Below are 19,711 nucleotides of genomic sequence, written 5' to 3'. Positions count from 1 at the left end.
CCGGTTCGACCTGTTTTCGCTGGCCTTCGTAGACTCGCACCGTGACTGACACCCCCACCCCGCGCGGCACCGACCTCCCCCCGGCCTGGGAGCCGGCCGCGGTAGAGCCGGAGCTGTACGAGGGCTGGGTAGCCGCCGGTTACTTCACCGCCGACCCGGCCAGCGAGAAGCCCCCGTTCACGATCGTGCTCCCCCCGCCGAACGTCACGGGCAGCCTCCACATGGGCCACGCGCTCAACCACACGGTCATGGACGCGCTCACCCGCCGCCGCCGCATGCAGGGCTACGAGGTGCTGTGGCTGCCCGGCATGGACCACGCGGGCATCGCCACCCAGAACGTCGTGGAACGGCAACTGGCGGGCGAGGGCCTGTCCCGGCACGACCTGGGGCGGGAGAAGTTCGTCGAGCGGGTCTGGGACTGGAAGGCCGAGTACGGCGGCAAGATCCTCGACCAGATGCGCCGCCTCGGCGACGGTGTCGACTGGTCGCGCGAGCGCTTCACGATGGACGAGGGCCTGTCCAAGGCCGTTCAAACCGTGTTCAAGCTCCTCTTCGACGACGGTCTCATTTACCGCGCCGAGCGCATCATCAACTGGTGCCCGCGCTGCCGTACGGCGTTGAGCGACATCGAGGTGGAGCACTCCGAGGACGAGGGCGAGCTCGTTTCCATCCGCTACGGCGACGGTGACAACGCGATCGTTGTCGCCACCACGCGCGCGGAGACGATGCTCGGTGACACCGCCGTCGCCGTTCACCCTGACGACGAGCGTTACCGCCACCTCATCGGCACGGAGGTGGTCCTACCGCTGACCGGTAGGCGCATCCCGATCGTGGCCGACGAGCACGTGGACCCGGAGTTCGGCACCGGCGCGGTCAAGGTGACCCCGGCGCACGACCCGAACGACTTCGAGATCGGCCGCAGGCACGACCTGCCGTCGCTCACGATCATGGACACCAGCGGCAACATCACCGCCAAGGGGCCATTCGAGGGCCTGGACCGGTTCGAGGCGCGTCCGGCTGTGGTGGCCGCGTTGCGCGAAGAGGGCCGGATTGTCGCGGAGAAGCGTCCGTACCTGCATTCGGTTGGCCACTGCTCCCGCTGTGACACGGTGGTCGAGCCTCGGTTGTCGTTGCAGTGGTGGGTGAAGGTAGAGCCACTGGCGCGTGCGGCCGGTGACGCTGTCCGCGACGGTAGGACGCAGGTGCACCCGCCGGAGTTGGCCAAGCGCTACTTCGACTGGGTCGACAACATGCACGACTGGACCATCTCGCGTCAGTTGTGGTGGGGCCACCGCATCCCGGTTTGGTACGGGCCGAACGACGAGGTCGTGTGTGTGGGGCCGGACGACGAGCCCCCCGCCGGTGAGGGCTGGTTCCAGGACCCCGATGTGCTCGACACGTGGTTCTCGTCTGGTCTGTGGCCGGTGTCGACGCTCGGGTGGCCTACCGCCACCGACGACCTCGCCAAGTTCTATCCGACGAGTGTGTTGTCGACCGGCTACGACATCCTCTTCTTCTGGGTCGCCCGGATGATGATGTTCGGCCTCTATGCGATGGACGGTAAGCAGCCGTTCGACCACGTGTACCTGCACGGTCTCATCCGCGACGCGCAGGGCAAGAAGATGTCCAAGTCGCGCGGCAACGTCATCGACCCTCTTGACTGGCTCGACCGCTTCGGCGCCGACGCGACCCGCTTCACCCTCGCGCGCGGGGCGAACCCTGGTAGCGACATGGCGTTGGCGGAAGAGTGGGCGGCAGGCTCGCGCAACTTCGGGACGAAGCTGTGGAACGCGAGCAAGTTCGCGCTCATGAACGGCGCCACGACGGCCATCCCGGTCCCGGCTCGCGATGAGCTGACCGACGCGGACAGGTGGATTCTCGACCGCGTTGACGCCCTAGTGTCGGAAGTGGACACGCTGTTCGAGGGCTTCCAGTTCGCGAAGCTCTGCGACGCGCTCTACCACTTCACCTGGGACCTCTTCTGCGACTGGTACCTGGAACTCGCCAAGGTCCAGATCGCCGATGGCCGCGTGGACGCCACCCGCGCCGTGCTGGGTCACGTGCTCGACACGGTGCTGCGGCTCTTGCACCCGGTTACACCGTTCATCACCGAGGTGCTGTGGAAGGCGTTGACGGGCAAGGAATCCCTGGTTGTTGCCGAGTGGCCTACCGTGTCCGGTCACACGCCGGACGCTGGTGCCGCTTCCCGCATAGAGGGTGCGCAGCGGCTCATCACCGAGATCCGACGTTTCCGCGCGGACCAGGGTGTCAAACCGGGCCAACGGGTGACGGCGCGGTTGTCCGGTGTGGACGAGGTAGGGCTGTCGGCGCACATCGGTTCGGTGACCAGCCTGGCCCGGTTGAACGCACCGGAGGGTGACTTCAACGCGGGAGCGTCGCTGGAAGTGGCTCTGGCGGGCGGTAGCGTCACCGTCGAGTTGGACCTGTCCGGCGCGGTGGACGTCGCGGCGGAACGGAAGCGGCTCACCAAGGACCTCACGGTCGCGGAGAAGGAACTCGCGCAGTGCGAGGCCAAGCTCGGCAACCCGAAGTTCACCGACAAGGCCCCGGCCGACGTCGTCGCGAAGATCCAGACTAGGCGGGACGCTGCCGCCGCCGAGATCGCCCGCGTGCAGGCCAGGCTGGCCGCCCTGCCCACGGGCTGATCTCGGCTCGGGGACCGGGGTTCGGCCAGGTCAGCCCTGGTCGTACTCCGGGTCGAGCCACCAGACCTCGGTCGGCTCGTTGTGCGCGAGCACGCGGCTGGCCGACTCCGGGGTGCTGAACTGCCCGCGCGTGCGGCTGCCGCGCGCGTCGGGCATGCCGACCAGCTCGACGTAGTCTTCGCCTTGGCCGTCCGCGACCTCCAGGCCCCAGCCGAGCACCGCGAAGTCGACCGCGTCGCCGTTGGCGTCCCGTTTGACCTGGTAGACGGCGAAGCGGCGGGGCGCGCACAGGTCGGTGACCTCGGCGATTTGCCGGGCCAACTCGTTCTCGGTGAGCGTGGGATGCATGTTGCCTCCATGTGTCGCAACGTTGCGATTGACCGTGGGCAGCATCGCATCTCAATGGGTTGCTGAACAATGACTCTATCGAGTGAATGACGGGATGGCACTGTTGCGAGACACTGTCGCCGAGAATTCCAAGATCGGGAGGGCGTGACGATGGTGACCCCCAGGCAACCCACCATGATCGGCCGTGGGCTCGGCGGCGAGCTGCGAGTACTGCGCGAGGACCGGAAGCTGAGCCTGAAGAAGGTCTCGTTCCTGCTGGGCTGGCAGGCCTCGAAGATCTCGCGGATGGAGACCGGCAAGCAGGGGATCAAGTCGGCCGACGTGGCGTCGCTGCTGGTCATCTACGGGGTCGTCGGCAAGGAGCGGGACCGCCTGCTCAGGCTGGCCGAGCGGTCCGACGACATCGGCTACTGGGAGAACCAGCCAGCGCTGTCGGCGGAGTCAAGGACCCTCATGCGCATCGAGCGCGAGGCGACTCGGATTGTTAACTACGAGCCGCTTCTCGTCCCGGGTCTGGTGCAGACCGGGGACTATGTCCGAGCTTTGATGCGAGTTGGCAACGTTCCGGCCGACGACATCGACTCTCGTGTGGCCGCGAGACTGGCTCGGCAGGTGGTGTTGACGAAGGACGAACCGCCGGAGTTGAGGCTGATTGTCGACGAGTTCGTGCTGAGGCGAGTGCTCGGCTCATCCAAGATCATGGCTCGGCAGTTGCGGCACCTCTTGGAGGCCATAGAGCGCGGGAAAACGAGCCTGCAGGTGTTGCCTCTGTCGCTACGCGGGCACTCAGGTCTAGACGGTTCCTACGTTCAGATGGACTTCGAGCGGAACAAGCCGGTGGTCTACTTGGATCACAAGGTTTCCGGTCTCTTCCTGGAAGAACCCACGCACATCGAGTTCTTCCGAGTCGAGACCGATACCCTGAGCAGGCTGGCTCTGGATCCTGTCAAGTCGGCGGAACTCGTTGCGACCATCGCACGAGAGCATGACCGAGAGTGAGGAAGTTGATGGACGCGGTGGACCTGGCCCCGATCGTCTGGCGCAAGTCGAGCCGAAGCGGCACGAACGCCAACTGCGTCGAGGTGGCACAAACCGCCGCCACCACCGCTGTGCGTGACTCCAAGAACCCCGATGGTCCCCTCCTGGCCTTCCCCGTCGCCGCCTTCGCGCAGGCCCTCCGTACGCTCTAGGGGTGAGTCTGGACGAACTGCGCCAGGTCGAGGCGGAACTCGACACCCGGTGGCCCGAGACCAAGCTGGAACGCTCCACGACCAGGATCGCCGCCCTGGTCGACCTGCTCGGGTCACCGCAGCGCGCTTACCCGGTCGTGCACATCGCGGGCACCAACGGCAAGACCTCGGTCACCCGCATGGTCGACGCGCTGTTCACCCGGCTCGGCCTGCGCACCGGTCGGCTCACCAGCCCGCACCTGCAATTGGTGACCGAACGCATCAGCCTGGACAACGCGCCGATCGACCCGGAGCGCTACATCGAGGTCTACCGGGACATCGAGCCGTACATCGAGATGGTCGACGCGCGGTCCGACATCCGGATGAGCAAGTTCGAGGTGCTGACCGCGATGGCGTACGCCGCGTTCGCCGACGCGCCCGTTGACGTCGCCGTCATCGAGACCGGCATGGGTGGTGAGTGGGACGCCACCAACGTCGCCGACGGCAAGGTCGCCGTCATCACGCCCATCGGACTCGACCACACCGACTACCTCGGACCTGACCTCGTCAGCATCGCGGGGGAGAAGGCCGGGATCATCAAGCCGGACTCCGTCGCGCTACTGGCAGAGCAGACCCCCGAGGTCAACCGGGTCCTCTTGGAGCGTGCGGCCACCGTTGACGCGACCGTTGCGCGGCAAGGGCTGGAGTTCGGCGTCCTCGCCCACGACGTCGCCGTAGGCGGGCAGGTCTTGCGGCTACAGGGACTCGGCGGGGTCTACGACGAGATCTTCCTACCGCTCCACGGCGAACACCAAGCCGCCAACGCTGTCTTGGCTCTTACCGCCGTCGAGGCGTTCTTCGGGGCAGGCGCCGATCGCCAGCTCGACGTCAACGCCATCCGTGAGGGCTTCGCGTCCGTCACCTCACCCGGCCGCCTCGAACGCGTCCGCATGTCACCGAGCGTCTTCGTCGATGCCGCCCACAACCCCCACGGCGCCGCCGCGCTCGCCAAGGCCCTCGACACCGAGTTCGGCTTCCGCCGCCTCGTAGGTGTCATCGGCGTGATGGCCGACAAGGACGCCTCCGGCATCTTGTCCGCTCTCGAATCGGTACTAACCGACGTCGTTGTCACCGCGAACTCTTCCACCCGCGCGATGGACCCCGACCACCTCGCCGACATCGCCACCGACATCTACGGCGACGAACGCGTCACCGTCTACCCCCACCTCCCCGACGCCATCGAGGCCGCCATCGCCCTGGCCGAGGAATCCGACGACCCCAACGAGCCCCTTACCGGCGGCGGCGTCATCGCCACCGGCTCCGTCGTCACCGCGGGCGACGTCCGCGCCCTCTTCGGCAAGGACCCCGCATGACCACCCCCGACCCCATGAAGGGCTTCCGCGGCGTCATGTCCGCGATGCTCATCCTGGAAGCCATCGTCGTCCTCCTCGCCCTCTTGGTCGTCGCGAAGTCCTCCGGCCTAGCCACCTGGCAAGGCTGGTCCGTCGGCGCCATGGCCTTCCTGCTCATCGCCACCTGCGCCTTCGTCGCCCGCCCCTGGGGCCTCCACCTCGCGCTCACCCTCCAGGCCATCGCCTGCCTCGGCTTCTTCATCACCCCCGCCCTGGGCGCCGTCGGCGTCGCCTTCGCCCTCGGCTGGACCTGGATGCTCTGGGCCCGCCACGACGTCCTCAAACGCATGTCCGAGGGCCGCCTCAGCAGCCAACAACCCCCAACCGAATAACCTCCGCGTCCCCATTGTCCCTTTTGGCCCTTGCTTGGCAAAGGTTGCCGAGATGGCGGCCGTCTTCCGTGTTTCGGAAACGCAAAGGTAGCGTGAGGTAAGAGTTTACTGTTCGATTTGGATTCCCCGGCCGCTGTGGGCTGATTGGCGCATCGCCGTGTGAAGTCGCCGTTGGGTAGCTCGAATGGTCTATCGCCAGGAGTGGCGGGAAGCGGTCATGCTTCGGCTGTTTCGCTGTGCGGCTTCAATGGGGGAGCCGCCTGAGCTCTGGGGAATTCGTGAAACGTCACCATAGTGGCGTGCCCGCATGGGTACGTCTGAAGAAGGCTGCCCGGGTGACCGGGGCCGTGTTGTCCATGACCGTGGTGCTTTCCGCCGTGACCGGGATGGCGCCTGCGGTGGCGACGAAGCCCGCGGGTCCATCTACAGGGGTTGATGTTCGGACCTTGCCGCTGGCCGGTGCGCCCGCTGTGGCGAGGAAGGCGCCGGTGCAGCGGACAGACGCGGATTTCGCGCCGTTGACCCGGCAGGCCGCAGGCGGGTCCCGGTTCGACACGTCGCGGTCGAAGGTCGTGTCCGGTGCACATCCCGGTACCCGATTTCGGTTCGTCCGGTTCCAGCAGCGCCAGTAGCGCACCGCCTACGCGCCCGCACCGGTCATCTCAGTCCAGGCTTGGGATGCCATGCACGCCGCGCCGATATCGACCTACAAGCCGGTGGCGGGCAACTCTGGGCAGACTTATCCCAGCAAGACAGTGGCGAAAAAGGCGGCGAAGAGGGCGGCACGACGTGGTGGGTCGCAGGCTCGCTACCGTGGCACGTGCAAGGCGGGCAACCATGTCCACTGCGACTATTATCGTGATACACAGGCCGCCAAACGTGGTAGGAAAACGGACGCATTGGCACAAAACACTACTATTGGTGAGCCGTGAGGAGGAGTGCAACGTGACCAAACCCGGCTATCGGGCACAGGGTGCGGAACTGATCGGTCCGGGCGGGGTTGTCTGGGCGGAAGTCAGCAGCTGGCTCGAACCCGACGAAGTGGCCGACTGGGTTCGCGCCGGAGCCGAGGTCGCCGTGGACGAGTGCGATGGCTGGCACTGGGGTGCTCCATTGGACGCCGATGTGCTGTCGCGGATGGTCGATACCGCGAACTCGGACCGGATCGCCCGCGTGCGCAACAGCGACGAAGTGATACTGGCGCCCAGCCTGTGGGGTGCGGGCGAAGCTCGTCTGGTCGTGCTCAGCGAGGAGAATGCCAAACGAGCGAAAGACATTCGTGACATGCGAGGGTCTTACCGACACCCGTTCTGAGCGAGTTAAGCCAGTCGTGGCCCGACTTGGGTTGATCACCACGTCGGGCCACGGCCGGTTGAATCGGCGGTAACCACGCACGCTCGTTGACGTCCACCCATTCGCGGCGCGTTTGATACGTGGCGCGATCGCTCAGCCGAGTGCGATCGGCTCCGGTTGGAGGTGGATTCCGTGCGACACGGCGAACAGTTGGCGGTGGTTCGACGGTAGAACGAGTTCATATTCGGGTGGATTGCCGTTTCTGTCCTGGTTTTCGGTGTACTGTGGCTCATTTTCACGCCGAACCCGCTGGTGACCCGGATGCCTGTGGCGCAGAGGATGTTGGTGGTGTGGGTATTCGGCCGGCCGATGATCCTGGCCGCGCTGAATCCGAAGGTAGTGGTGACGACGGCAGGGTTGGAGGTGACCAACTACTTCTTCCGCCATTGGATTCTGTTCAAGGCCGTGTCGTCGATCGAGTCAACCGACGAGGTGGTGGTGCGACTGGTGGACGGTCGACGGTTGAAGGTGGCGGCGGGGAGTTGGTCACTGGTGGGGCGGATGCGGGGAAATCCGGCGCAGCGGGCGATGAGGGAACAAATCTCGGCCGCGATGGAGAAGGCTAAAGAGGATGGTGGGAATGTTGAAGTGTCGATTCCGGCGGTCTCGACGCTCGTTGTGCTCGAATCGTTGGCGTACTTGCACTTAAAATAGCCTCTTGCGGAGACGAAATGGTAATCTTTTCCCGTCCGCTCCTGTTGAGTGCGTTCTGGTGTTTCGTGGTCTTCGGGCGGCTGGTGCTCGCCGTCGTCGAGTTCTTCCAGTGGGGCTTCCGTGATGATGTCGGTAGCCTGTTGGCGTTGCTTCTGGTGTTTTGGTGCCTGGGATTAGTTGTCTTATCGGTGAGCAGGATTCTCGATCTCGGCCCGGTGGGGATCTCCGGTGGACGGCTGGAGTTCTGGGAGAAGCTGCGGCGGTGGTCCATCCGGGCCAGCGACGTCAAAGCTTGGCGATGGGTCGGTGATCGGGGTATACCGCTCGGTGCCGCGGCAGGTGCGAAGCACCTGGTCATCGACCTGGCTAATGGTCGAAGGGTGACTCTTCGACACCGCTGGTACTTCTCTGGCCGGCCTTCCGGGATTCGAGCGGACGAACTCCTGGTGCAGTTCTTCGGCCGGAGTGCCCATCAAGGAGCGTCCTGATCATGACTGAGCAACATCCTGCTGTCGGTCTGGAGCGGCTACCCGGGGCACTTCGGTCGCCCTGGACATGGGTCGCCGTGTTCGCTGCGGGTACTTGCACCTTACTTGGGATTGTGATGGTCGTTTTCGGCCATGACGATGTCGGTGCGGTAGTCATCGGTTGCGTGGTGACTGTTATCGGGGTCGTGGGTTTGGTCGCGGCGCTGAGGGCAGGGGTTCGCGTGGGCGAGGACGGGATTCGCGAAACGCCGCTGTTCGGTCGGGGTGAACTCGCCGTGTGGGGCGAGGTCGTCCGGATCGATGTGGTGGGTAATCCGGGCAGTGTGTTGCCCTCGCGGATGCCGGTTGTCGTGCGTGGGTCTGGTGACCCTCTCCCGCTCCACTCCCAGGCGTTCTACTTCCGGATACCTTGGCGTGTACGCCGTCTGCAGGCCGCCGTCGCGCGGATGAGTGAGTAGCCACGTGTACGCCTCGTGGCGGTGCGGATTCGAAAAGAGGGACCTCACGGAGTGAAGGGGAAGCGCAGTTCAGTCCAGGATGCCTTGAGGCGCGAGTTCTCCTGGCGGGGCAATGGGGATGAGCAGTTCGCCGACATCGCCGGGTGGTGGCGTAGTCCGGCGTTGCTCGCCCAGCTTGGCAGTGCTTTGGCGGGGTTGTTCAGCGACGCCGCGCCGTCGGTGGTGGTGGGGGTTGAGTCCCGAGGGGTGCTGCTGGGGCCGCTGGTTGCTTTGACCTTGGGGGTCGGGTTTGTGGAGGTTCGGAAAGACCGCCCGCAACTCACGGACAACGAGGCGTGGGTGCGTCAGGTGACACCGCCTGATTATCGGGACCGGCAACTCGTGCTGGGATTTCCTCAAAGGTTGGTTGGTTCCAGAGACCGAGTCCTGTTGGTCGACGACTGGATTGATACCGGCGGGCAAGCTTCCGGTGTGCAGCGGATTATCCATTCCGTGGGTGCGACGTGGATTGGCGCGGCGGTCATTGTTGACGCGCTGGAGAGCAACATTATGCGCAGGGAGTTGGGGGTGCGGTCACTGCTGCACGAGCGTGATCTGTGATTGACTAGCAGCGGGGCGGCAAGGAGTCATGGTGGTCACGACCGCTGGACCGGAAGTGACCAACTTCTATTTCCGATACTGGATTCCGTACCAGGCGGTGTCGATCGTGGAGACGACGGATGAGGTGGCGTTGCGGCTGGTGGACGGGCGGCGGGTCTTGTGGCTGAGGCCGATTCCGGCGATTATGATATTCGTTGCCGTCGAGCGGTCGGGTATCTACGGTTGAGTTGAGGAGGTGTCATGGTAGTGCTTCCGCGAGCGCGGTTATTGTCCGTGGTGTGGTGCTTTTTCGCTCTTATGTGGCTCTTTTTCGCCGCTGTTGGGTTCAGCAACTGGGGTGGGCGCGGTGACGTGGCGAGCGTTCTCTCGTTGGTCCTCGCTCTCGCGAGCCTGGGGATGGTGGCGGGGTCGGTGAGTGTGGTGGCGGACCTCGGCCCGGTGCGGATTTCCGGTGGGCGGCTGGAGTTCTGGGAGAACTTGCGGCCGTGGTCCATCCGAGCCGAGGGCGTCAAGGCTTGGCGGTGGACCGCCGATCGAGGTATCCCGGTGGGGGCGGTGCTGGGCAGGCAGTATCTTGTTGTCCACTTCGAAAGTGGCCGCAGGGTGACTTTGCGGCATCGCTGGTGTGATCCGGAACATCCAGTCGGGATTCGGGCTGGTGAGCTTCTCGTTCAATTCTTCGGCTGTTGAGCTTGAGTTGGTCTGATGGGGAGGTCCTGCTGTGGTGCGAGTGATCCGCCATCGGGCGCAGCATGTGTTCGGGTCGGTCCTCGTCGTCTTGGTGCTGGCGACGGTGGGGTGGTCCTACACCGAACAAGTGCCGAACGAAACGACCTGGAGTCGTGCTCAGTTCACCGGCCTGATGATCGTCATCGCCTGGGGTATGTGGCTGGTGGTCAAGACCCGGGTGGTGGTGGGCGAGGACGGCATCACGGTGGTCAACTGGTTCACCCGCTACTCGATTCCGTGGGGACGCCTGCGCTCAGTGGCAATTGAGCCGCAGGTGACCTTCCTGCTTGACAACGGCGGTCGGGTGCGCCCGGCCATCGGGGACCCGGTCCTCTACGAACGGGTGCTGGGCGGGCCGGTGGGCTCCATCCTGGGGGCCAGGTCGGGGCGCGGGGGCGCGGGCGAAGTGGTTCGACGGCTGGATCTCGAGTTGGTCAAGTTGGGGCTGGTCGTCGGGATCTTCGGCGTGGCCGACGTGGTCCTCGCCGTCGTCCGGGGGTGAATTTCACGGTTGTGGGACGACGTCAACCCTTTTGGCCCAACCAATCAACCGAAATGCACTCGACCGGGTATCGGGTACACCTGGCCGGGTTATGGGTGAGTCGTTCACCCGCTGCTAGCGTCCAGCAGGCCCAATCCATTCCGAATGTGATTGCGAGTCGGCTGTGAGATCCCTTTCTCGAATTCTCCTCGCCTGTTCCGCCGTTGCCGCGACCGCCGTTGTCGGTGTGCCTGCAGCGAGTGCGTCGACCTCCGCCGGGTTGCTGGACTCCTGTGCGGCCCTGCACTCCTTCCTGCCCGGTGTGCCAGATGGGGAGTACACGCTCGCCACGAACCACTCGCTGCTCGGCGTGTACTGCTACGACATGGCGGGGAAGCCGCGCGAATACCTGGATCTGACCAACGTCGGTGCAGGGGCGAACTTCTCCCAGTACACGGCGGGTGGGGCGTCGCCGGGGACGAATGTGCGGACCTCGTTCACCAAGCTGCGGGTCGACCCGCAGACCCTCACCGTGGACATCAACGACCTGACCTTCGCCAAGTCCACCGGCACGCTCAACCACGGCGGCCAGTCGGTGACGAGCATGCCTTACGCGGTGGCCATGGGCTGCGGTTCCCAGGGCGTCGGCAACATCGACCTGCGCGGCACCGCGTTCTCGGTCGCGAACGCTTTCCAGTCCGGCGGTTTCCAGGCGAACGGCACCGCGACGCCCACGTCGAACGGGCAGGCGGTCGACCTCAGCGGCGGCGGGTTCTGCGGGTGGATCGCACCGGCCCCCGGCTTGTACAACCCGTTCAACCCGCAGGGCGCCAACAGCATCCTGAAACTCCGGTGCACGCCCGACGGCCTGTTCCGCCCGCAGATCTGCCTCGACCTCGGCTGACGCTGAACCCGGGCGCGCCGGTACCGGCGCGCCCGCAAGCGTCATCCGCTGGTCAACTCGGGTTGGTCCACCCGTGGTGACCACGGATTACAAACCGCCCATGACCGAACTGAATCGTAGGAACCTGTTGCGGGCCGGGGGCATCGGTGCGGGCGCGGTGGCGGCCGGGCTGGTGCTGCCCGGGGTGGCGTACGCCACCCCCAAGGCCCGGCCGGTGCTCACGCACGGTGTGCAGACCGGGGACGTGACCACGGACGGTGCGATCGTGTGGACGCGGGCGGACCGGGCGTCGCGGATGTTGGTGGAGGTGTCGCGGGACCCGTCGTTCCGGAACGCGCGCCAGTTGTGTGGGCCGGTGTTGACGCCGGACACGGATGGCACCGGGCATCTTAGGCTTACCGGGCTTCCTGCGGGTACCGAGGTGCACTACCGCGTACGGGCGGAAGACCTCGACGGGCGCAACGCCAGCGCGCCGTTGGTGGGGTCGTTCCGGACCGCGCCGGTTGGGCGTGCCGGTGTGCGGTTTACGTGGTCGGGTGACGTTGCCGGGCAGGGGTGGGGCATCAACCCGGACATCGGCGGGATGACCGCGTACTCCGCGATGCTGGCGCGCAGGCCGGACTTCTTCATCCACAGTGGTGACACGGTGTACTCGGACGGGCCGATGCAGGAGTCGGTGACGCTGCCGGACGGTCGGGTGTGGCGCAACATCGTGACCCCGGCCAAGTCGAAGGTCGCGGAAAGCCTCACCGAGTACCGAGGACAATTCGCATACAACCTGCTCGACGAGAACGTCAAGGCGTTCGCCGCGCAGGTACCGAGCTACGTCCAGTGGGACGACCACGAGGTCCTCAACAACTGGTACCCGGGCGAGATCCTCGACCTGCCGCAGTACACCGAGAAGCGGGTCGACGTGCTGGCCGCGCGCGCGTCGCAGGCGTTCCACGAGTGGCAGCCGATCGACAAGCGCATCGCCGAGGACGGCCGCGTCTACCGGAGCTTCAGCTACGGCAAGCACGTCGAGGTGTTCTTGCTCGACATGCGCACCTACAAGGACGCGAACACCGCCGACCAGACCAAGCCGGGCCACATCCTCGGCGACAAGCAGGCCCGCTGGCTCGTGGACGGCCTGGCCCGCAGCCGCGCGACCTGGAAGATCGTCGCCAACGACCTCCCGCTCGGTCTGGTCGTGCCGGACGGCGGTGGGATCGAGGGGGTCGCCAACAATCTGCCCGGCGCGCCTGCGGGCCGGGAGTCGGAGCTGGCTTGGGTGTTGCGTTCGCTGGCTCGCCGCAACGTTCGCAACGTTGTGTGGCTGACCGCGGACGTGCACTACACGGCGGCGCACCACTACTCGCCCGAGCGCGCGGCAGTCGGCGACTTCGACCCGTTCTGGGAGTTCGTGTCCGGCCCGCTGCACGCGGGTGCGTTCGGGCCGAACGCGCTCGACTCCACTTTCGGTCCGGAGGCCGTGTTCGTGCACGCCCCGCCCGCCGCGAACACTTCGCCGATGGGTGGCTACCAGCACTTCGGCGAGGTCGAGGTGGACGGTCGCAGCGGCGCTCTTACCGTCAACCTGCGTGACGGCAAGGGCACCTCGCTCTGGTCCAAGATCCTGCAGCCCAGCCGCTGACATGTGGTGGGCCTCGGTCTTAACCGGGGCCCACCGGGTCAGCAGGTGGTGTCGACTTCGCCGTCGTAGCTCGGGAAGTAGGCGCTGGTGGAGCCGCCGTAGCCGGAGATGTACAGCGTGAGGGCGCTCTTGCTGGTCAGCGGGTACTCGTAGGGCTGCAGGTACACCGTGGTGCCCGCCGGGATGACAGCGGTGCTCACCAGGGAAGCCGTCGACCTGCCGGTGTTGGTCACCGTGATGGCGCTCGAGGAACTGGTGAGGTTGTAGAGGGTGGGGAACGGTGACGCGGCGGTGTAGCTGGAGGTCCACGTACTACCCGCCGGGATGTTGCCCGTCGCGCTGAGGGTGAAGGTGAACCAACCGTTGCGGCAACCAGAGCCGAGGGTGGCGTTGCCTGCGGACGCCGTGGGCGCGGCCACACACATCAAGGCGACTGTGCTCGCGACCGCGGCGGCGGTGCGCTTGAAGGGAATCATGGGTTGTACCCCCTCTGAGTGAGGGCTCAACGGTGGCACCGGGTGAACGGGAGCGGAAAGCCGCCGTGGGGGTGACCACGGGGGTGAATCTCGGGCGGGCACTCGATCGGATGGTTCGTCGGGCAAAGGGCGCGTTCGCCGGATCGACTGGGGAAGTCTCGGGTCCGAGCGCCGCCGTGGGGGCGGCGCCCCGACCTGGAGGTTCGTGGTGCGAGTAGTAGCGGCATTGGCGGCGACGATGGCGTTGGTGGCGGGTGCGGTGGTCGGTGCGACACCCGCGGTGGCGGGTAGGCCGGTCAACCACGTCAACGGCGTCTACGTGGTGACAACGCAGAACGGTCAGGCACTCGTGGATCGCGGTGGCGTGGTCGGTCTGGGTGCCCCGGCGCAGGCGACCCGGTGGCGGCTCGACGCCGACCGCTCGGGCGCGTACCTCATCACGACGCCGGACCGTTCGCGCGGGTGGGTGCTCAAGGGGACGCAGCCGTCCAGTCCGGTGACCGTCGCGCCGTTGATCGTGTTCCCGACCTGGCCGCCGACGTACCCGCGCAACGAACTGTGGAAGGGGTACCTGGTCGATCACACCGCGAACGGGGCGGTCGTGACCATCACCTCGGCGACCAACGACTGGCCGGTCGTGCCCAGCGGCGATCACCTGGTGGTGATTCCGGAGACGTTCGCGCCAGTTACCTACACGGCAACCCGAGTCGGTGACTAGGGAACCGGCCGGAACGTCTGCCCTACTACTACGTCCGCGGACTGGGCGGTGCACTCGACGGCGGTACCGGGGCCGGTGAAACGAGCAACCACCTGACCGTCTTGCTCCGCGATGGTCACGTCCGCGTTGAGGCCAACAGCCCAGGACGTGATGGACAGAGCGGTTATACCGGTGAGGGACAGACGCAACCGGATGTGAGTGTGTTCGGGGGAATCAGCGCTGTAGGGCGCCCGGATAGGTCCCTCGAACGCGGCTGTCAGCTCGTTTCCCCTGTCGTCCCAGTGGAGAGTGACCAGACCGAGGCCGGTGAGGTCAGAAGCGGTCATGGAACGACTCCAGCTCCGGGCCGGGCACGGTGGTGAACCGGCGTTCCAACTTGCCCAGGTAGCGGTGTTCGGTACTTCCGTCGCGGTACGCGCCGATGCGACCGAGGTGGATGTGGGCGTCGGCGGTGAACGACAAGGTGAGATCACCGGTTGCTGATACGGCTACCCGGTCCGCGGACCCGTCGGTGATGTTGATGGCGACGGTAGATGGCAGTACCGAGCCCGTTAGCCCTACCTGAGCCACGCTGTTGAACAACAGGTGGCACTGGAGGTGCTCCAAGTCCGACCACTCCGGCGGGGGGTTGTCGGGGAACCGGGGCAGGTCCAACCGCAGGCTCAAGGCGGGGCCGAAGCGGGACAGCCGGACCTGGTGGACGACGACCCCCACCAGGTCCGGTACGACGCGGTAGAGCGACCGGAGGTCAGTACTCCGGCCCGGAGTAACTCGGTCGGCCCAATGAGGGGTCATAGTAGTAATGCTCCTGCGCGCCGGGGATCTGTCCGCCGCGGGGGTCGTCGTAGGGGCGGACGTGGACGTGCGGCGGCTGGTTGCCGACGCCGTTCGGGTCACCGAAGTCGTGGCCCGTGTAGTGGTCCTGGAACACGATGAGATCGCCGTTGGCGTTCTCGTAGACCTCTTCGGGGAAGCGGACGGGCTGGTAGTTCTCGTCCAGGATCTGCCTGCCGCTCGGTGTGGTCGACGGGACGGTGTAAGCGTCCAGTGGTTCAGCGCCCTCGGGGACACCTGCGTCGCGGAGCGCCTGTTGCTTGGCCTGCTCGCCGCAGATGAGACCAAGCGGGTCGATCTGGCGGGTGGGGTTGGGGACGTAAGAGTTCGGGTTGGGCGCCGGGGCGAGACCGAGCGGGTCCTGACTCGCGTAACGACCGGTCTCGGGGTCGTAGTAGCGGTGCAGGTTGTAGTGCCAACCCGTCTCGGCGTCGAAGTACTGGCCGGGGAACCGGAGTAAGCACGCGGCGGAGCTGGCAGCCGTACGACCCCACAGCGTCGCCCGCGCGCGCCAGGCCACGGTGCCATCGGGAGCGACCAACTCCGTGGGAGTGCCCACATGATCGGACACGATCGCATAGAAGCGGGTGTCGACATCGGATTGCGTGAGCTGGCTGACCGGGGTGTAGCCGTTCGGGTCGTACTCCCAGCTCGTGGTGGTCGTGCCGGTTGTCTGCTCGACGAGCCGCGTGCCGTCCCACGTGAACGCCACCTGCTCGACGACGGTCCCGGCGACCAGGCGCTCCTTCGCGGTACGCCTGCCGAGTGCGTCGTAGCGGTAGCGCCAAGTGCTGTTGTCGGGGGTGGTTACCGCCGTGAGCCTGTCCTCGGCGTCCCAGGTGTAGCGCCAGGCAAGCCTCTTACCCGACAACGTGCGGTGGTCACGTGCGACTACCCGGCCCTGTGCGTCGTAGGTATACCGGTTGCGGGCAGTGCCGTGGAGAAGCGTGCCGGTGTACTCGTGGGCACCGTCGAACGACGAGTCAGTGATGTTGCCCGTCTGGTCGTACCGGTAGTGCTCGGCGCTGTCCGGCCCGAACACACCGGTCACCCGGCCGGTCGGGTCCACGTCGAGCCGGTGGTCCCGACCGTTGTCCAGCATCCCGATGAGGTGTCCGTCGGGCCGATAGCGCAGCCCGCGGTGGAAGGCGCCGCCGGGCGCGGTGACCTGCTGGCCGACGAGGCGGCGGTTGAGGTCCCACTGCCGGGTGATCGTGACCGCGCCGATCTCCCTGGCCACCTCCCGACCCACCGCGTTGTGGCGGAACACCATGCTCGAAGCGGTCGAACCAGCGCCGGTCAACGTGGTCGGCGACCCGGCGGCGTCGAACTCCCAGGAGGACAGCACGCCGGAGGGGGTGCGTCGGGACGAGCGCCTGCCCACGGCGTTGAAGGTGGAGGTGACCACTCGGCCGTCGATGTCCTCGGCCACCACCCGACCGGTCGCGTCACGCGTGAACACCAACGAGCCATCTGGTGTCACCGCGCGCACTACGCGTCCCTTGGCATCACGCTCGAACGTCGTGGTGCCATCCGGGGTGTGTTTGGCCGTGACCTGCCCGGTGACGTCGTACTCGAACGACACGGTCTGCCCGACGCCGTTGGTGCGGGCGGTGAGCTGGTTGGCCGCGTCGTAGGCGTAAGAGAGCGTGCGGCCGTTGAAGTCGGTTTCCCGCACGACATTGCCCGCGCCGTCGTAGTCATAGTGCCAGGTGAGGCCCTGCGGGTTGGTGACGCCGATGAGCCGCAACTCGGTGTCGTACGCGTAAGTGGTGCGACTGCCATCGGCGCTGATCTTGGTGATGGGCGTGTCGAAGTGGCCGATCTCGGTAGCGCTGACGTTCCCCAGCGCGTCGGTGTAGTTGACCTGGTTGCCTTCGGAGTCGTAGCGCCAGCGCACGGTGGCGCCGTCCGGGTCGGTCCGGAACAACGGCTTACCCTCGACCGTCCAGCCCCATCGGGTCGTCGCGCCCAACGGGTCAACCGTCTCGACAACCCGGCCGAACGCGTCGCGACGGTGGCGGGTAACAGCACCGAGCGGGTCTGTGGTCGCGAGGACCAGCCCGGCCGCGTCGGTCTCGAACCTGGTCACCGCACCGAGTTGGTCGGTGATTGACCGGATCGCCCCACCGGGACCCCGCTCGAACCGCGTCGTGGCGCCGATCGGGTCCGTCTCCGCGACAAGGCCACCGTGCTCGTCGTACTCGCGTACCCACCGAGTGCCGTCACGGTCAACGACAACGGTTGGCAGTCCGAACTCGTTGTACTGCGAGGAGACAACGCTACCGTCCGGTCGAACCACCGAGGTGACATTGCCTGAACCGTCGTAGGTGTACCGAGTCGTATGTCCTAACGGGTCAGTCAGGGCGAGAAGCTGATCGCGCTCGTCCCACTCCCGCAACGTAACCGCGCCAAGAGGGTTGACCTCCCGCACAACCTGCCCGAGGTGGTTCATCTCGTAGCGCGTGGTGTTGCCGATCGTGTCCGTGTGTGTGGTGACCCGATGCTCGTACCGGAACGTGCCGTTAAGAGCTCCGCCCGACCCGATTGTGTTGGTGGCGCGGCCTTGCGCGTCGTACAGGTAGCGGTACCACTGGCCGTTACGGTCAATCCACGAGGTGAGCTTGCCGTCCTCGGCATGGGTGAACCGCAAAGCCTGCCCGGACGAGTTGACCGCCTCCGACAAGTGCCCCTCGTCGTAGGTGTACCGCATCACCGGCACAGTTCCGGCAGGCGTGGTCACACTGAGCCGGGTAACGACCCCATCCGCGGTATCCACCAGCACCCGGTAACCACCAGAGTGCTGTAGTTCCGTTGGCATGCCAGAGTCGTTGTAAGACAACGTGATCTGCGCGCCCGACCGGTGCGTGATCGACGCCAAAGGTTGCACGCCGCCCGCGGCCCACTCCGGCCCAAGAGGCGCGAACCGCAATGTCGGCCCCGTGGGGTCGGTGACCTCGTAGCCGCTAGCCGTGCGCCGTAACAACAACCGCGGACCGTGTTCCGGCGCGACGGCCTCATCGGCCACGGGTACCGGGAACCGCAAGAGCCTGCCCGACGCCGTCGCCAGCCACACCGCGTCCCCAGTCAGCTCAACGCGCTGGTCCAGCGTCGACGACCACGACGGCCCGAACAACCCACCCGCGCGGTAGTTCGACTGGTGGTGGCGTGCGATGGTCAACGGCAAGATGCCCGGCAACTCCAGGTCGGTCTGCGACAGCACGACCTCACCGGTCGTCACGTCGATCGGGTCGTCCTTGCAGAACGGCCGGTCCGCAGACGAGGACGCCGTGCGCGGGTCACCCGCCTTTGTGTCCATCCCGCCGCCGTGCACGTTCGGCGCGTCCGCGTGCACCTTGGGCACGTCGTGCGGGACCGGCGCGTGGTCGGCGCCGGAGTGCCGCAGCCCCTTGAACTTCTCCGCGATCTTGCCGAACAGGCCCTTGAGTTTGGCCAGCAGCGGCGTGACCTTGCCGATCGCGTCGGTGACCTTCGACAGCAACCGGGACACCTTGGTCATCGCGTTGGACACCGCCGTGGTGACCTGCGCGACGACGACCGGGGTGGCCAGGCCGAGGGTGCACGCCTCCTCCAACAGCCACTCGATCGCGTCGCCGACCAGCCGTGCGATCAGGTCCCGCACGGTCGAGCGCACCGCCGCCACCAGCGCGCCCATGATCGACGTGCCCATGGACAGCCCACCCGCGACCGACGACGCCGAGGACAACGCGTCGGAGACTTCCGCCGCCGACGCCCGGTAGTTCTGCGCCGCCGTGCCCGACCAGCCCGGTAGGTCCCGCGAGACCATGTCCGCGTGGTCTTTCTGCACCGAGGCCAGCTCTTGCGAGATGTTGTCCCAGGTTTGCGCGTAAGAGGCGATGACGTCTGGTTTGCCCGCCAGCCAGTCCAGCGCTTGCCGCAACGGTTCGAAGTGCTCCATCAACCAGCCCGCGCCAGCCCCGAACAACGCGCCGAACGGGTTGGCGACGGTGTCGGCGATGTCCATGCCGGTGGCGAGGGCACCCATGCCGCCCTCGACCCAGTCGCCGGAGGACAGGCCCTGGTAAGCGGAGACCGCGTCTTCGGCGAGTGGGATCCCCGAATAGGCCGTTGTGGAGTCTTGCGGGGCGGCGACAAGAGGATTGCTCACTGAGCACCGCCGGTGTACATCGCGGTGTTGGTGTCCTCAGTGGTCGAGTAGCCCGCCGCCGACCGCTTCAGGTTGTCCACGTCGGATGCGATCGTGTCCGTACCCGCCGAGATCATGTCGGTGCCCAGGCTCTCGAACGGATCCAGCAGCCACGCGAACGGCCGCCCCAAGATGCCGTACGCGTCGTTGTCCATGCTGACCTGCCGCGCGGCGGACAACGCTGTCGACAACCGCTGCTCGATGTCACCGAGGTGCCCGGCGTGCGCGGTCAACTCCTGCCCGGTGACCTCTACCTGCTCGCCCATC

At 66.3% G+C, this 19,711-nt stretch carries 22 protein-coding genes; 16 read left to right on the top strand and 6 right to left on the bottom strand.

Going from position 1 to position 19,711, the window contains the following annotated elements:
• The first annotated feature begins 41 nt into the window (after positions 1 to 41).
• A complete protein-coding gene (locus tag H504_RS0112990; RefSeq protein ID WP_026423135.1) occupies positions 42 to 2,666 on the top strand; it encodes a valine--tRNA ligase in 2,625 nt (874 codons plus the stop codon).
• Between the two features lie 30 nt (positions 2,667 to 2,696).
• Here H504_RS0112990 and H504_RS0112985 read toward each other — a convergent pair whose 3' ends face one another.
• Positions 2,697 to 3,014, bottom strand: a complete 318-nt coding sequence (locus tag H504_RS0112985; RefSeq protein ID WP_026423134.1) for a hypothetical protein — start codon at positions 3,012 to 3,014, stop codon at positions 2,697 to 2,699.
• Positions 3,015 to 3,164: 150 nt separating this feature from the next.
• Here H504_RS0112985 and H504_RS0112980 point away from each other — a divergent pair, with 150 nt between their 5' ends.
• From H504_RS0112980 to H504_RS0112910, 14 genes are all read left to right on the top strand, one after another.
• Positions 3,165 to 4,013: a helix-turn-helix domain-containing protein gene (locus H504_RS0112980; RefSeq protein WP_026423133.1), complete on the top strand. Its 849-nt coding sequence runs from the start codon at positions 3,165 to 3,167 to the stop codon at positions 4,011 to 4,013.
• Positions 4,010 to 4,204, top strand: coding sequence for a DUF397 domain-containing protein (locus H504_RS0112975; protein ID WP_425394055.1), 195 nt, complete (start codon positions 4,010 to 4,012; stop codon positions 4,202 to 4,204). Before H504_RS0112980 ends, H504_RS0112975 begins: the two co-directional genes overlap by 4 nt.
• Before the next feature lie 2 nt (positions 4,205 to 4,206).
• The gene (folC, locus tag H504_RS0112970; RefSeq protein WP_026423131.1) at positions 4,207 to 5,556 is read left to right on the top strand and encodes a bifunctional tetrahydrofolate synthase/dihydrofolate synthase; all 1,350 of its coding nucleotides are present in this window, start codon (positions 4,207 to 4,209) and stop codon (positions 5,554 to 5,556) included.
• Positions 5,553 to 5,927: a DUF4233 domain-containing protein gene (locus H504_RS0112965; RefSeq protein ID WP_026423130.1), complete on the top strand. Its 375-nt coding sequence runs from the start codon at positions 5,553 to 5,555 to the stop codon at positions 5,925 to 5,927. Before folC ends, H504_RS0112965 begins: the two co-directional genes overlap by 4 nt.
• A gap of 335 nt (positions 5,928 to 6,262) precedes the next feature.
• Complete coding sequence (locus H504_RS0112960; RefSeq protein WP_026423129.1) at positions 6,263 to 6,559, top strand: hypothetical protein; 297 nt, start codon at positions 6,263 to 6,265, stop codon at positions 6,557 to 6,559.
• 289 nt (positions 6,560 to 6,848) lie between these two features.
• On the top strand, positions 6,849 to 7,241 hold the full coding sequence (locus tag H504_RS0112955; RefSeq protein ID WP_157440376.1) for a hypothetical protein: 393 nt from the start codon (positions 6,849 to 6,851) through the stop codon (positions 7,239 to 7,241).
• 300 nt (positions 7,242 to 7,541) lie between these two features.
• Positions 7,542 to 7,934: a hypothetical protein gene (locus H504_RS0112950; protein ID WP_026423127.1), complete on the top strand. Its 393-nt coding sequence runs from the start codon at positions 7,542 to 7,544 to the stop codon at positions 7,932 to 7,934.
• Between the two features lie 65 nt (positions 7,935 to 7,999).
• Positions 8,000 to 8,422 (top strand): hypothetical protein, encoded by a 423-nt coding sequence (locus H504_RS0112945; protein ID WP_157440375.1) that lies wholly within the window; start codon positions 8,000 to 8,002, stop codon positions 8,420 to 8,422.
• A 2-nt stretch (positions 8,423 to 8,424) separates the two neighbouring features.
• Positions 8,425 to 8,880 carry a hypothetical protein gene (locus H504_RS0112940; RefSeq protein WP_157440374.1) on the top strand — a complete coding sequence of 152 codons (456 nt, stop codon included), beginning with the start codon at positions 8,425 to 8,427 and terminating at the stop codon, positions 8,878 to 8,880.
• Positions 8,881 to 8,931: 51 nt separating this feature from the next.
• A complete protein-coding gene (locus tag H504_RS0112935) occupies positions 8,932 to 9,480 on the top strand; it encodes a phosphoribosyltransferase family protein (RefSeq protein ID WP_026423124.1) in 549 nt (182 codons plus the stop codon).
• Between the two features lie 28 nt (positions 9,481 to 9,508).
• Positions 9,509 to 9,706 (top strand): hypothetical protein, encoded by a 198-nt coding sequence (locus H504_RS41110; RefSeq protein ID WP_169735379.1) that lies wholly within the window; start codon positions 9,509 to 9,511, stop codon positions 9,704 to 9,706.
• 498 nt (positions 9,707 to 10,204) lie between these two features.
• A complete protein-coding gene (locus H504_RS0112920) occupies positions 10,205 to 10,711 on the top strand; it encodes a PH domain-containing protein (protein WP_169735378.1) in 507 nt (168 codons plus the stop codon).
• A gap of 226 nt (positions 10,712 to 10,937) precedes the next feature.
• Entirely contained in the window at positions 10,938 to 11,594 is a 657-nt protein-coding gene (locus tag H504_RS0112915; protein ID WP_245614223.1) for a GON domain-containing protein, read from the top strand.
• Positions 11,595 to 11,694: 100 nt separating this feature from the next.
• Positions 11,695 to 13,227 (top strand): alkaline phosphatase D family protein, encoded by a 1,533-nt coding sequence (locus H504_RS0112910; RefSeq protein ID WP_026423120.1) that lies wholly within the window; start codon positions 11,695 to 11,697, stop codon positions 13,225 to 13,227.
• A gap of 38 nt (positions 13,228 to 13,265) precedes the next feature.
• On the opposite strand, the gene H504_RS0112905 is transcribed toward H504_RS0112910, so the two are convergent.
• The gene (locus H504_RS0112905) at positions 13,266 to 13,703 is read right to left on the bottom strand and encodes a hypothetical protein (RefSeq protein WP_026423119.1); all 438 of its coding nucleotides are present in this window, start codon (positions 13,701 to 13,703) and stop codon (positions 13,266 to 13,268) included.
• 208 nt (positions 13,704 to 13,911) lie between these two features.
• On the opposite strand from H504_RS0112905, the gene H504_RS0112900 reads away from it, so the two are divergent.
• Positions 13,912 to 14,421 (top strand): I66 family serine proteinase inhibitor, encoded by a 510-nt coding sequence (locus H504_RS0112900; RefSeq protein WP_157440372.1) that lies wholly within the window; start codon positions 13,912 to 13,914, stop codon positions 14,419 to 14,421.
• Here H504_RS0112900 and H504_RS0112895 read toward each other — a convergent pair.
• From H504_RS0112895 to H504_RS0112880, 4 genes are read right to left on the bottom strand one after another with little or no spacing between them, the layout of a single operon-like run.
• Positions 14,418 to 14,747 (bottom strand): hypothetical protein, encoded by a 330-nt coding sequence (locus H504_RS0112895; protein WP_026423117.1) that lies wholly within the window; start codon positions 14,745 to 14,747, stop codon positions 14,418 to 14,420. The genes H504_RS0112900 and H504_RS0112895 overlap by 4 nt on opposite strands.
• Positions 14,734 to 15,216, bottom strand: a complete 483-nt coding sequence (locus H504_RS0112890) for an Imm50 family immunity protein (RefSeq protein WP_157440371.1) — start codon at positions 15,214 to 15,216, stop codon at positions 14,734 to 14,736. The genes H504_RS0112895 and H504_RS0112890 overlap by 14 nt, the downstream gene beginning before the upstream one ends.
• Positions 15,170 to 19,405 carry a DUF6531 domain-containing protein gene (locus H504_RS34750; protein ID WP_051385779.1) on the bottom strand — a complete coding sequence of 1,412 codons (4,236 nt, stop codon included), beginning with the start codon at positions 19,403 to 19,405 and terminating at the stop codon, positions 15,170 to 15,172. Before H504_RS34750 ends, H504_RS0112890 begins: the two co-directional genes overlap by 47 nt.
• Complete coding sequence (locus tag H504_RS0112880) at positions 19,402 to 19,710, bottom strand: type VII secretion target (RefSeq protein ID WP_026423115.1); 309 nt, start codon at positions 19,708 to 19,710, stop codon at positions 19,402 to 19,404. Before H504_RS0112880 ends, H504_RS34750 begins: the two co-directional genes overlap by 4 nt.
• Position 19,711 lies beyond the last annotated feature (1 nt).

Origin of the sequence: Actinokineospora inagensis DSM 44258, from assembly GCF_000482865.1 — a bacterium.
Lineage (GTDB): Bacteria > Actinomycetota > Actinomycetes > Mycobacteriales > Pseudonocardiaceae > Actinokineospora > Actinokineospora inagensis.
This window is presented reverse-complemented; position numbering and strand designations above follow the sequence as displayed.